The organism is Roseovarius sp. A-2 (assembly GCF_002072155.1).
In the GTDB taxonomy this organism is placed as follows: Bacteria; Pseudomonadota; Alphaproteobacteria; order Rhodobacterales; family Rhodobacteraceae; genus Roseovarius.
Genome location: NZ_BDIY01000041.1, coordinates 1 through 12490, shown reverse-complemented (window position 1 = coordinate 12490; position 12490 = coordinate 1). Strand labels below are relative to the sequence as shown.

The 12490-nt window shown below is 60.4% G+C and carries 15 protein-coding genes; 1 reads left to right on the top strand and 14 read right to left on the bottom strand.

Going from position 1 to position 12490, the window contains the following annotated elements:
- Window positions 1–102 precede the first annotated feature (102 nt).
- The gene (locus BHD06_RS21540) at window positions 103–657 is read left to right on the top strand and encodes a phosphomethylpyrimidine synthase ThiC (protein WP_376764872.1); all 555 of its coding nucleotides are present in this window, start codon (window positions 103–105) and stop codon (window positions 655–657) included.
- Window positions 658–736: 79 nt separating this feature from the next.
- On the opposite strand, the gene BHD06_RS21535 is transcribed toward BHD06_RS21540, so the two are convergent.
- From BHD06_RS21535 to BHD06_RS21475, 14 genes are all read right to left on the bottom strand, one after another.
- Window positions 737–1087, bottom strand: a complete 351-nt coding sequence (locus tag BHD06_RS21535; RefSeq protein WP_139784840.1) for a copper-binding protein — start codon at window positions 1085–1087, stop codon at window positions 737–739.
- A gap of 39 nt (window positions 1088–1126) precedes the next feature.
- Window positions 1127–4318, bottom strand: a complete 3192-nt coding sequence (locus BHD06_RS21530) for an efflux RND transporter permease subunit (protein ID WP_080459008.1) — start codon at window positions 4316–4318, stop codon at window positions 1127–1129.
- On the bottom strand, window positions 4315–6510 hold the full coding sequence (locus BHD06_RS21525) for an efflux RND transporter periplasmic adaptor subunit (RefSeq protein ID WP_176214453.1): 2196 nt from the start codon (window positions 6508–6510) through the stop codon (window positions 4315–4317). The genes BHD06_RS21530 and BHD06_RS21525 overlap by 4 nt, the downstream gene beginning before the upstream one ends.
- A 91-nt stretch (window positions 6511–6601) precedes the next feature.
- A complete protein-coding gene (locus tag BHD06_RS23325; protein WP_139784839.1) occupies window positions 6602–6946 on the bottom strand; it encodes a hypothetical protein in 345 nt (114 codons plus the stop codon).
- A gap of 236 nt (window positions 6947–7182) precedes the next feature.
- Entirely contained in the window at window positions 7183–7911 is a 729-nt protein-coding gene (locus BHD06_RS21520) for a cytochrome c biogenesis CcdA family protein (RefSeq protein WP_080459006.1), read from the bottom strand.
- Window positions 7904–8404 carry a hypothetical protein gene (locus BHD06_RS21515; RefSeq protein ID WP_080459005.1) on the bottom strand — a complete coding sequence of 167 codons (501 nt, stop codon included), beginning with the start codon at window positions 8402–8404 and terminating at the stop codon, window positions 7904–7906. Before BHD06_RS21515 ends, BHD06_RS21520 begins: the two co-directional genes overlap by 8 nt.
- Entirely contained in the window at window positions 8401–9003 is a 603-nt protein-coding gene (locus tag BHD06_RS21510) for a hypothetical protein (RefSeq protein ID WP_080459004.1), read from the bottom strand. Before BHD06_RS21510 ends, BHD06_RS21515 begins: the two co-directional genes overlap by 4 nt.
- The gene (locus BHD06_RS21505; protein WP_080459003.1) at window positions 9000–9440 is read right to left on the bottom strand and encodes a copper chaperone PCu(A)C; all 441 of its coding nucleotides are present in this window, start codon (window positions 9438–9440) and stop codon (window positions 9000–9002) included. Before BHD06_RS21505 ends, BHD06_RS21510 begins: the two co-directional genes overlap by 4 nt.
- A complete protein-coding gene (locus BHD06_RS21500) occupies window positions 9437–10093 on the bottom strand; it encodes an SCO family protein (RefSeq protein ID WP_080459002.1) in 657 nt (218 codons plus the stop codon). Before BHD06_RS21500 ends, BHD06_RS21505 begins: the two co-directional genes overlap by 4 nt.
- 63 nt (window positions 10094–10156) lie before the next feature.
- A complete protein-coding gene (locus BHD06_RS21495) occupies window positions 10157–10459 on the bottom strand; it encodes a hypothetical protein (protein ID WP_080459001.1) in 303 nt (100 codons plus the stop codon).
- A gap of 28 nt (window positions 10460–10487) precedes the next feature.
- Window positions 10488–10760 (bottom strand): hypothetical protein, encoded by a 273-nt coding sequence (locus BHD06_RS21490; protein ID WP_254892559.1) that lies wholly within the window; start codon window positions 10758–10760, stop codon window positions 10488–10490.
- The gene (locus BHD06_RS21485; RefSeq protein WP_080459000.1) at window positions 10757–11287 is read right to left on the bottom strand and encodes a TlpA disulfide reductase family protein; all 531 of its coding nucleotides are present in this window, start codon (window positions 11285–11287) and stop codon (window positions 10757–10759) included. Before BHD06_RS21485 ends, BHD06_RS21490 begins: the two co-directional genes overlap by 4 nt.
- Window positions 11284–11856 carry a DsbE family thiol:disulfide interchange protein gene (locus tag BHD06_RS21480; RefSeq protein ID WP_254892558.1) on the bottom strand — a complete coding sequence of 191 codons (573 nt, stop codon included), beginning with the start codon at window positions 11854–11856 and terminating at the stop codon, window positions 11284–11286. Before BHD06_RS21480 ends, BHD06_RS21485 begins: the two co-directional genes overlap by 4 nt.
- On the bottom strand, window positions 11853–12332 hold the full coding sequence (locus tag BHD06_RS21475) for a cytochrome c (protein WP_080458998.1): 480 nt from the start codon (window positions 12330–12332) through the stop codon (window positions 11853–11855). The genes BHD06_RS21480 and BHD06_RS21475 overlap by 4 nt, the downstream gene beginning before the upstream one ends.
- Window positions 12333–12490 lie beyond the last annotated feature (158 nt).

Genomic DNA, 12490 nt, shown 5'->3' with positions numbered 1-12490 from the left:
GCCATCTCATACCGACACGCCAGGTCCGATGCTTTCGACCTCTGGAGAGGCTATGCTGCCGAAATGACCGCCTGACAGGCAGAGGTCTCGCCCCTCTCAAAAATGGCGAAAACAAGTTGGCAATCCCAGCTTGAGTGTTGCCACGAGGCCCCGTTCTACACGCTCGGGCCGCTCACCACTGATATTGCGCCCGGCTATGACCACATCACCAGCGGCATCGGGGCGGCGATGATCGGTTGGTTCGGCTGTGCGATGCTCTGCTATGTCACGCCCAAGGAGCATCTGGGCCTGCCCGACCGCGACGACGTGAAAACCGGCGTGATCACCTACAAGATCGCGGCCCATGCCGCCGATCTGGCCAAGGGGCTGCCGGGGGCGCAGCGGCGCGACGATGAGCTGTCGCGCGCGCGGTTCGAGTTCCGGTGGGAGGATCAGTTCAACCTCTCGCTCGATCCCGAGACGGCGCGCGATTTCCACGATCAGACCCTGCCCAAGGAGGCGCATAAGGTGGCGCATTTCTGTTCGATGTGCGGGCCGAAATTCTGTTCCATGCGGATCAGTCACGACATCCGCGCCGAAGCCCAGAAAGAGGGCATGACGGCGATGGCGAAAAAATTCCGCGAAGGCGGCGATCTCTACCTGCCCTTGGATGAATGAACGTCTCTGCGAAGTCTCGCAGGCATAGGACCATCAATAGGAGAATGCGCCGCAGCAAGCTTGTTGCGGCGCATTGCTGTTATTGCTTGACCGTCAAGGCTGTAACGCGCGGCATGCCATCCTCACCCATTACAAACGTCATGATGACTTTGTCGCCAGCAGAAATTTCAGGCATCGGCTGAATATCTGCGGCAAATGGCATATCCATTGTCATCTGAGGCCAACCAATCTCGGGGATCGGGGCATGGCTGACGTTGACGCTATCTTTGTCGATACTGTTTACCGTTGCGTCAACGTGCATGGGGCCTTCCGCAGAAGCTTTGTCCATGGCCATTGCACCATGATTCATCCCTTCCATGTTGCTCACTTGGGCCGTGGCCATTGGTGTGCTCAGGATGAGCGTTATGATAGTCAGTAGGGTCTTGCGCATAGGGATCTCCTTTTTGTTGCGCCAATCGGTGCCGGACGATCATTCGCCAGGCACCGCGGAAGTTGCAAAATCAGCGGGTTTTCGATGTTCGTTAGCCAAGTCGCGGTTAACGCGCGCCAAGGCGAGACGTTTCCAGATCACATAGATCGCGGGGATCACCAGGAGTGTCAGCAGGGTTGCCGTCGCCATGCCACCAATCATCGGGGCAGCAATGCGCTGCATGATCTCGGAGCCGGTCCCGTGGCCATACATGATCGGCACAAGCCCGGCGAAGATCGTGGCCACGGTCATCACCTTGGGCCGCACCCGCAGTAAGGCTCCTTTAAAGACAACTTCCTCGACATCCAGAGATGTCAGGGGGCGCCTCTGATCACGCGCGAGGGCACGGCGTTTCTCCCATGCCAGATTGAGGTAGAGAAGCATCACGATGGCCGTCTCGACCGCGACCCCGGCCAAGGCGATAAAGCCCACCAGAACCGCAACGGAAATATCGAAGGCCAGATACCAGATCAACCAGACACCGCCGGCCAATGCCACCGGCAGTGCCGCGAGAATGATGGCAACTTCGGTCACGCGCGAGAACGCCATGAACAACATCAACGTGATGATCAGCAATGTCGCGGGTGCCACGAGTGTCAACCGATCCTGCATTCTCTGGATATATTCATACTGTCCAGCCCAGGTGATCGAGTAGCCCGGCGGCAGGGTCACGGTATCGGTCACAACCTGCCGTGCCTCATCCACATAGCCCCCCAGATCACGTCCGGCGATGTCGATAAAGACAAACCCCGTGCGTCGCGCATTCTCCGACCGGATCATTCCGGGGCCATCCACCACAGAGATATTGGCCATGGCCCCAAGCGGCACATGCGCGCCCGAAGGGGTCACAACCGGCAGGTTGCGCAGCTTGTCCGGACTGTCCCGCCAGCTTTGCGGATAGCGCAGGTTGATTGGAAACCGTTCCAATCCCTCGACGCTTTCGGAAACATTCAGGCCGCCAATTGCAGATTGCACCACATCCTGAAGCTCGCGCACGCTCATCATGTAGCGCGCGGCGGCATCACGGTTGACGTTGATCTCGACGAACCGTCCGCCGACAGGGCGTTCGGCAAAAGCCGATGCCGTGCCCTCGATGCCCGCGACAGCCTTCTCGACTTCGATGCCGATGCGCTCAATCACCGATAGATCCGCGCCGGAAATCTTGACCCCAACCGGGGTCTTGATGCCTGTGGCCAGCATGTCGATGCGGTTCTTGATCGGTTGAATCCAGACATTGGTCACACCGGGGATTTGCACAATGCGGTCCAATTCGTTGCGAATACGCTCCATTGTCATGCCCTCACGCCACTCGGCCTCAGGCCTCAGTTGCACCGTGGTTTCGATCATTGTCAGCGGTGCCGGGTCCGTGGCCGTATCAGCCCGCCCCAGTTTGCCATGCACGGTCTGTACCTCTGGAAGAGAGGCAATCAGCCGGTCGGTCTGTTGCAAGACCTCACGCGCTTTGCCGATGGACACTCCGGGATAGAGTGAGGGCATATAGAGCAGATCGCCCTCGTTCAGCTCTGGCATGAATTCGGTCCCCAGCCGTTGCAGCGGCCATGCCATCGATAGAACCAGCGCGACCGCAAGCATCGAAGTCGCCCAGGGCCAAGCCACAGCCGCGTCCAGGAAGGGCCGATAGAGCCAGATCACTAACCTGTTCAACGGGTTTTTTTGCTCGGGTAGAATTCGCCCGCGCACGAAGTACCCCATCAAAACGGGCACCAATGTGATCGACAGGATCGCGGCGGCGGCCATGGCATAGGTCTTGGTGAAGGCCAATGGTTTGAACAAACGCCCTTCCTGGCTCTCAAGAACAAAGACCGGCAGGAAACTGACCGCAATGATGGCCAGTGAGAAGAAAAGCGCCGGGCCCACCTCGGACGAGCATTCGGAGACGATCCGCCAACGATTCTCCTTGGTCAGAGGTTCTTTTTCGATTCGTCGGTGCATCGCCTCAATCATCACGATTGCGGCATCAACCATCGCTCCGATGGCGATCGCTATGCCCCCGAGAGACATGATGTTGGCATTGACACCTTGTAGTTTCATGATGACGAAAGCGGCGAAGATGCCCAGGGGCAGCGACAGAACGATCACCAGAGAAGACCGCAAATGCAGTAGAAACGCGCCACAAACGAGGATCACGACGATGAATTCCTCGGTCAGCTTGTCTTTCAGGGTCTCAACCGCCCGCTCAATGACTCCTGCGCGATTGTAGGTCGTGACAATTTCCACACCCTCGGGCAGGCTGCCTCGCAATTCTTCGATGCGTGCTTCGACGGCCTTGATCGTTGCCAGCGCATTCCCACCCCACCGCAGGATGACCACGCCGCCGACAGCATCGCCCTCGCCGCCGAACTCGCCAACCCCGCGGCGCATTTCAGGCCCGAGACGGATATCGGCGATGTCACCCAGGGTGACCGCGGCGCCGCGCGCGTTCACCGTCAAGGGGGCGGCTGCCAGATCGGCTAGTTCATTCACATAGCCGGTGGAGCGCACCATGTATTCCGCTTCGCCCATCTCGATGACGCTGCCCCCGGTTTCCCGGTTTGCGGCCTCGATCGCCGCCCGGATACGTGACAGCGAGAGATCAAAGGCGCGCAGCTTGTTGGGATCCACGACCACCTGATACTGTTTGACCATGCCGCCGATGGTGGCCACCTCGGACACACCCGCGACCGTCTGCAACTCGAATTTCAGAAACCAGTCCTGTAGCGTTCTCAACTGTGCAAGATCATGGCCCCCGGTCCGGTCGATCAGCGCATATTGATAGATCCAGCCGACGCCGGTTGCATCCGGTCCCAACTCGGGGGAAACACCTTCGGGCAGGTCCGCCGCAATCTGTTGCAAATATTCCAATACGCGGCTGCGCGCCCAATAGAGGTCGGTCCCGTCTTCGAACACGATGTAGACGAAACTGTCGCCAAAAAAGGAGAATCCGCGGACATCCGTGGCCCCCGGCACGGCGAGCATGGCAGTGGTGATGGGGAAGGTCACCTGGTCCTCGACCACCTGCGGGGCCTGCCCCGGATACGGCGTCTTGATAATGACCTGAACATCGGAAAGATCGGGAATGGCATCGACCGGAGTCGAGCGGATGGCCCAAACCCCGGCAACGGCCAGCATGACAGCGAGCGCGAGCACCAAGAGACGGTTGGCGATTGACGACCTGATAATCATAGGGATCATTGTAACAACTCCGGCGCGGGCGCGATCCCGACAAGGGTCAACGACAGATCAGAATTGCGCGCGAGAAGAAGTCTGGTTTCCCTGCCAACCGGCAAACTGTCAGGTTCGAGGTCTGGCGCGATGGCAAAGTCCATTGTCATCCCCGGCATAGCAATATCGGGGATCGGGCCATGGGTTATATTGGCACGACCGGCAGATGAATCTATTGAATTGATCGTCCCCAAAACCTGCACTGGTGGTTGCGCCGGTTCGGCGGCCGTCAAGACCATAGTAATCCCGTCGGGGCGTTCAAATGTCAGTATCAGATCGGCGTTGAGAGCAAGCGTTGCCGGATTAAGCGTCTCGGCAAGTTCAAATTCCATTGTCATCCCTGGCATTCCCGTCTCAGGGATAGGACCATGTGCGATCTTCGCCGTCCGATCCTCGGCGTCGATCTCTTCGATGCGGCCGGGGATCGTGATTGATGGTGCCGTCGTGGACATGCCAATCTCTGGCGTATCCGCGCTCTGCACTTCGGTGCCAAGTGCCCGAACAGCCACAATGACAAAGTTACCATCCTCATCCTTCGCCAGATCGAATTCGATCCGTTCACCCAAAGGCACCGTTGCCGGATCAAGCCCGGCGACCGGCATATCCATCTGCATGGCGGGCCAGCCGATACCAGGAATCGCGTCATGGCGCATGGTGAGCTTGCCATCGTCTGTCACCGCCGCGACCAAACCCGTCGCGGTTGCTGCAATCTCGTCATCTCCAGCAAGATCAATCAGACCGAGCTGGCCATCCGCCCCGCGTGCTACGCGAAACGCCACCATCTGACCTGGCTTGAAATGCTCAATTGCGACATCCGCCCGAAGCGGAAAGTGCGAGGTCATCGGCGGCCAGTCGAGGCTTTCCAGACCATCGTGGCGAACTGTCGCCATACTTGTCTCGGCGTTAAGTGCGACGAGTGTGCCTTGTCCCTGCGCAGGTTCAGCATCAGTAGGAGCCATGCGCATCAGTCCTGCGGACATCGCACTTTCACTGTCGATCAGGAATTGGGCAGAGGCCACGACCTCTTCGCCGGGGGCCAGCCCCTGCAAGACCTCTGTTCGCCCGCCTTCGCCAAAGGCATCCCGCAGCCCCGTAGTGATCAGACGAGGCTTGAACGTGCCCTCTCCGGTCCTGAGAATGACCCTCTCGGCCCGCCCCGTTTGAATGATCGCCTCGCTTGGAATCGTCACTGCCTCGCGCGTCTGCTCCGGGACAAGCGTGACAGTACCAAACATGTTTGGCTTGAGCAGGCCCTCGCGATTGTCGAATCGCAAGCGCACCGGCAGGGTCCGGGTACGGGCATCGAGCTCTGGATGGATGTAGTCGATCCGTCCTTCGAAACGCTGACCGGGCAGATGATCGAATTTTGCCACTGCCGTCATGTTATCGGAGAGGCGCCCGATATCGCGCTCGAATACATCCGCGATCAGCCAGACCCGCGACAGATCAGTGAGCGACAGCGCCCGCGTGTTGGGTTGCAGAAACATTCCGTCCGCGGCCTCCAGCGAAATCACAACGCCGTCTTGTGGAGCGTAGACACGCAGATTGCGTGCCGACCTGCCCGAACTGGCGATTTCGTCAATCTGCCGGTCCGGCATGCCTTGACTGCGCAGGCTGCTGCGCGCCAGATCGACAATCCTCGGATCGCCCGCGTCAATGGCCCGGATCAAATCGGCACTGGACGACCCGATTGCAGGTGAGAACATCTCAAAAAGAAGATCACCCTTGGCGACCTGATCGCCCACGGCGCGCACATTGAGTGTCTCGACCCAACCCTCGACGCGCGTGTGGACATGGCTTGTCAGGTGATCGTCATAGCCAACGTAGCCCACGGTATCTATCCGTTCCGAGACGGCGTCGACCCGGGCAATTGCCGTGCGGACACCGATCGCGTTGATCTCGGGCCCTGATAGCTGCACCTCGGCAGGATCGTTTGACGGCTCTTGACCTGCGTAGACAGGAACTAAATCCATGCCCATTGGAGATTTCCCCGGCCCGTCCCGGCGATAGTTCGCGTCCATCGGCGCGGCCCAATACAAGATTTCCGGCCCGGTAGCTTCTACTCCTGCAGACGGGTTCCATAAATATCGTTCACCAGCAATTCCGGCCAAAGCGCTTACACCAATGACCAGTATGCTCAACGCGGTATAGCGTCCTCGCATCATATTCTCCGTTCGGGCGTGTCATCGCCCGCATCCTCGATCTGACAAATCGGGCAAGCGCACGCGTGCGCTGCCCGGGTTCAATTTGGGATCAGAGATGCTTTGGAGGTCTGTCTTCGGAGCCCGGCTTAAATTCAACAAGAATTAACTGGTTAATTTTGTTGAAATTCAAGGTTGAGAAATATTGCCATGCTTGCACAAGCACCGAATCTTCACGCGTAGTCAGGCAACAGGAAAACGACACGCAATCTTTCATTGGATCGCCGGACGCTGTTGAAAGGTCAGCCGACTGGGCGTGTTTTGGATGCGTTGACTCCGAAGTGTGCTCCAAGTGCTTGGTGGAACCATGCTGGTCCATCGTTTGCATATCTTGCATCGTTGCAGCATTTGCCATGGCTGGAGTCATGGTGTTCAGAAAAAGCCATGCAAGGGTCATGAGGAGAAGCCCCGACGCCCTTAGAATACTGTAACAGGTATTTTGGCTTTTTTTGAACATTATCTGTAACTAATGGGCTGCGGGCCAGATGCAAGTCACATTGTCAAAAGCTGACCTTTTCTCGGCTGTCTGTCCCCACGGCACCGGCGCGTTTGAGACGTTGACAACGCTTGGATTCAGCATTTTGCCGGACCTGGACTGTAAGAGTTTTTGCGTTTTGGAGTGTCGACCTTGCCTCACCCAATCCTTCCCAGCACAGGAAACACATCGAGTAACCAGTATGACAGGGCGCTGAGCTGACCGGTGATCATTGCGATCCCCATAAGAATCATCACCACGCCCGCACCCTGATGCAGACGGCGGCCCAAACGTCCCGCGCCACGCAGGCGACCCGTAAGGCGGTCGGTGAAGGCGGCGACTATCAGGAACGGGATGCCAAGCCCGGCGGAGTAGATCGCAAGCAGCGTCACGCCCTGTCCAATCGTTGCACTTGTCGCGCTTGCCGTCAGGATCGCGCCGAGGATTGGGCCGATGCAAGGAGTCCAGCCAAAGCCGAAGGCGAGCCCAAGCACGTAAGAGACCGTGGGGCGCCCTCCCGGCAGGTCGAGGTGAAACCGAAAATCCCGCTCCATCGCCTGAATACGTGCCGCCCCCAGCATGAAGAGCCCGAACAGGATGATGATCCCGCCGCCGAGAAAGTTGAGCTCATACCGCCAGCGCAGCAATGATTGCCCGAGGGCCGTGGCAGAGGCCCCGAAGATCATGAAAATCGTGGAGAATCCGAGCACAAACCAAAGGCTGAGCCAGACAACCTGGCCGCGGCCCGGGGTCACTGCGCCGCCTACCGAGCGCCCGGCGATATAGGAGACATAGCCTGGCACGAGCGGAAGCACACAGGGTGAGACAAAGGATATCGCACCTGCCAGAAGGGCCGCAGTCATGCCGAGAAGTGAGAGGTCAGCCATGCGAAACCTCCGGCGTTCTCTGTCGCCATGGCCACCAACCAAGAGCATAGGAATAGGCCGCAGTCGGAATGATCACCCATTGCAGAACAGGACTCAGCCCTGCGTCGATCACGGGAATGATTGGCATAAGATCGCGGTAAGCCCAGGCCTCACGGATCTCAATGTTCAACCATTCGCTGAAGATCGTGTAGCCAACACCGAAAATCAGCGCAGCAAGCAGAACACGGGGTCCTTGCGTCTGCGGCCACGTGAGTCGGCCGAACAGCATGAGCGCCAAGAAAAAGGTGCTGAGCGTGATCAGGATATCACCCCCGGTGCAGTGCACCGCCGCAAAGACGATTTCCCCGGGCGTTCCGGTCAGCCAGATCGTGTAGAGCGGCATATGCGCGAATTCCCAGATCAGGTGCGCGACAGCGGAGAAGACGAAATACCGGCGCAGCGCGCCCAGCCAATCGCGCGACTCCCCGACATAAGTGAATGGGACTGCTGTCATTGGAAAATCTCAAAGATGCTCTCGAGAAGGCCCGGTTTAGGCGGCGGCGCTGCGTTGGTCAATTCGTTGATGTAGAGGATCAGATTTACATGAGAGAAATCCGCGCCGTGGAAAATCGCCGCGTGGCGCCCGCCCCGGCCGATGATATGGATCATCGGGGCAGCGCTGTCGCGTTCTGACAAGGCGGCGTAGTCATCGGCAGCTTCAGAGATACCACCCTCGATAGAAATCGCGTGCCAGTTCGTGCTGTCCCAGCCCTCTGTCGCCAGACCGACCGTGAGGAACGTGACCATCTCGCGCATCGGCGTGACATTCACCCCCTCTTGAACCTTGTGCAACAGCGCCTGTTGGCTCTTGCAGGGTGCGTCACACCCCTCGGGCGCGAAGCTGATGACGATGATCCGGTCCTCCATGGCGTCGATCCGCAGTGGCGTGCCACCGGCATCAATGCCACTTAGGTTCGGCGTCCGCCGCAGGTCCATGGCTTCAAACGCCGGCTCGCGTTCCGTCATCACCTCGTCGCTCTGTTCGCCCGGATGATGCGCCATTGCCGGTACAGGCGGCAGGACAAGTGCGAGACAGACAAGGACATGTTTCATTCCGCCCCCTTCGGTCCGGTCGCGGTAACGCTCAGAACCGGCACCTCGACCATGATCTCTCCGGCATGCTCGAAACTCAGGGTCAGGGGGAAGGTGCGACCCTCCTCCAGCTTCCCGGTCAGCCCCATCAGCATCAGGTGCATCCCGCCAGGTGCGAAGGTGACTGGGGTGCCGGGGGCAAGATCGAGCACATCGATATGGTGCATGCGGGAGACACCACTGGCATCCGTTACAGTGTCATGCAGCATCACATGGCCCGCCGCTGGCGTTTCAAGCGCCGTGAGCCGGTCCGCGATATCGCTTTCAAGCGTCAGGTAGGCGGCACCTGGGCGGCTGGCCAGGATGCTGGCGCGGGCCCACGGGTCTGTGACACTCACATCGGCGGCTGCGAGAGTCGGGAGCGCCGCGCAGACAGCGGCGAGAGCAATGATTTTCACGATGATGATCCTGTCGTTTGAATGAGGGTCGATAGGTTGTTGGCGAAGGTCTCGGCGGGCGCGTCGCCCTCCATCCAGACATCGAAGAAACGACCGTCGGGGGCCATTAAATAGATGTGTCCTGAATGGGCCATAGTGTAGCCGTCAGGTGCGGTGGTATCCTCGGCGCGCTCGTACCAGACCCGAAAATTGCGCGCGGCTTCGGCGACCTGCGCCTCAGTTCCGGTCAGGCCTACCATGCGGGGATGAAAGGCCCCGACATAGGCGGCCATGACGTCGCGCGTGTCGCGGGCCGGGTCCACGGTGATGAAGATCGGTGTCACCTGCGTGGCGCCCGGCCCAAGTTTATCCATCACCTGCGCCATGTAGGCCAGTGTTGTCGGGCAGATATCGGGGCAATGGGTAAAGCCGAAAAAGACCAGCTGCCACTGGCCGTCGAAGCTGTCCGCCGTCAACATCTGTCCGGTATGATCGGTCAGGGTATAGGCATTGGTGATCGCCGCCTCGCCGGTGACGCGGGGGGCGGGCAGGTCTGGCCGGGTCAGTGCCTGCCAGAGGAAGGCGGCCCCGAGCGCGACTGCGGCAACGCCAGTCAGTGCCCAGAGACCGCGACGGATGCGGCTCAAGCCGTAACCGTTCGAAGTTTGGTTCATGTGATCGGGCCTTTCAAAAGGTGGGGCCGCCCGGGCCAGGACCGTGGCCCGGGCAGCGTTCGCTCAACCGCCCTGCGGTGCAGGGTCAGCATCGGTCCCGGCCGGCGGCATGTCATGCTCGGGGCTGTGATGGGCCATGTGTTGCATCATCTCGGTGCAGGCCTCCATCATCGGGCCCATCTGCTGCATCATCTGCATCATGCCCATCATGTTCTGCATGCCGGACATATCCCCCATCATGCCGCCGCCTTGCATCATCTGCCCGTCCATCGGCGCGGGTGCCGTGTCGTCCTGCGCAAATGCCATCGGGGCTGCGATAAGAGCTGCAAACGTGGCAGCGAGGCTCAGTGTCCTGGTCGTTTTCATGGTCATCTCCTTGGGTTGTGTTGAAAGGTCAGTCCCTCGTCGTGTCCGGCATATCGGCCGGAGTCTTTGCTGCGTCACAGCCCTTGCTTTTGCACATGACGCAGTATCCGGTGGCGCACATCACCGCACAGGGCGCGAGGCTCAGGATCAGGGGGGCGACGCCGATCGCGGCAAGCCAGCCCCAGTTGAGCCACAGGCCCGCGCCGACGACGATCATCGCCGTGATCACGGCCTGGCGGCGGTTCAGGGGCCAGCGGTCGGGTGCCACCTGTCGGCGACGCATAAGAGGTATGTTTGTCATGGCGTGTTTTTTCCTTTTGCTACGGTCGTTTCGAAGAGTGCGATATTCTCTGGGCTGTCCCACTCGGCAGGACCGGAAAGGCGGCCCAGTTCGCGGCCCTGCCGGTCGATCAGGATGGTCGTCGGCAGGCCCACCACGGCGAAGGCCGCCATGGCGCGGATGTCCTCGGCGAGATACAGGCCCAGATGCGCGATCCCGATCTCGTCGTAGAAGCGGCGCACCGGGCCGAACCCTGCCCGGTCGATGGAGAGCGGAAGGACGTGGAAATCCGCCCCGCCAAGCCGCGCCTGCAGCCGATCCAGCGTCGGCATTTCCTCGCGGCAGGGCGCGCACCAGGTGGCCCAGACGTTGAGCAGCACGACTTGGCCAAGGAAATCGGCCAAGGTCAGGTCGCGCCCGCCGCCGTCCACGAAGGGGGGCGAAAGCATGTCTCGTGGGCTGTCCCGAAGTGGCATGACCGGGCGCGCGGCGACCGGCGTGGCCAATGTCGCCGCCGCCGCAGCGGCAAGAAAATCTCTGCGGTTCATGGGGTTTCCTCCGACTGCAGCGCCCGGACCACGGGCATGATCTCGGTTTCCATGATCTGACGGTTGAACGGGCCGACATGTTTCATTGCGATACGGCCCTCCGCGTCGATCACGTAGGTTTCCGGCACGCCGTAAACCCCCCAGTCGATGGCGACGCGGCCATTCCGGTCCGCCCCGATGCGGGTGAAGGGGTCGCCCAGCTCGTCGAGGAATGCCAGCGCCGCGCCAAGAGCGTCCTTGTAGTTGATCCCATGGATCGGAACCGCGCCGGTCTCGGCAAGCTCGACCAAGAGCGGGTTCTCGGCACGGCACGGCACGCACCAGGACGCCCAGACGTTGACGATCGACACGTCACCCGTCAGATCAGTGGTGGCCAACCCGTCGCTGCGCCCCTCTATGGGCGGCAGATCGAATTCCGGCACCGGCTTGCCGATCAGGGTCGAGGGCAGCCGGTCGTCCGTGTTCCAGAGCCCCCAGTAAAAGGCGGCGCCAAGCCCGGCGAAGATCGCGACGGGCAACACCATCAGCAGGGAAACCCGGCTTCTTCGTGGTGTCGTCGGCACGCTCATGATCCGCCCTCGTCATTGGCTGTCACTTCGGCCTGAAAATCGCGTGCGCGCTCGGGCCAGGTGCTCTTGATAAAGGCCAGAACGGCCTTGATCTCGTCGTCGGACAGGACCCCCTCGAAGCCCGGCATGTCGCTCTCATAGCCGGGTACGATGGCGTTGACCCCGAACTTGGTGATGGTAAACAACTGACGGTCGGCATGGTGCCAGGTATGGCCGCTCGCATCATGCGGCGGTGCGGGCATTCGTCCGTTGTCCTTGCGGCGCTTCCAGTCGGGTTCACCCTCCAGCTTGGCCCCGTGGCAGGCGGCGCAATTGGCCGCGTAGAGTTCCTGCCCGAGTGCGACCTGTTCGGCCGTCACCGTCGCACCGAGAAAACCCAACCCCTCGGGAACGATCGGGGCGTCGGCCGCAACGACCCATGCCGTCGAGCCGAGCGCCACAACGAGACCGGCCGCGTAATGACCGGGGCGGGTCATGCAGGCTGCCGCAGATACTTGATCAGCGCCACCGCCGCGAGGACCAGCACCGCGACAAACAGCAGCATGATCAGGCCTCCGCCCATCATCATGCCCATCATGGGGCCACCCATCATCTGGCCCATGCAATCGCCCGCAAAGCCCGTGCCGGGGCCGTC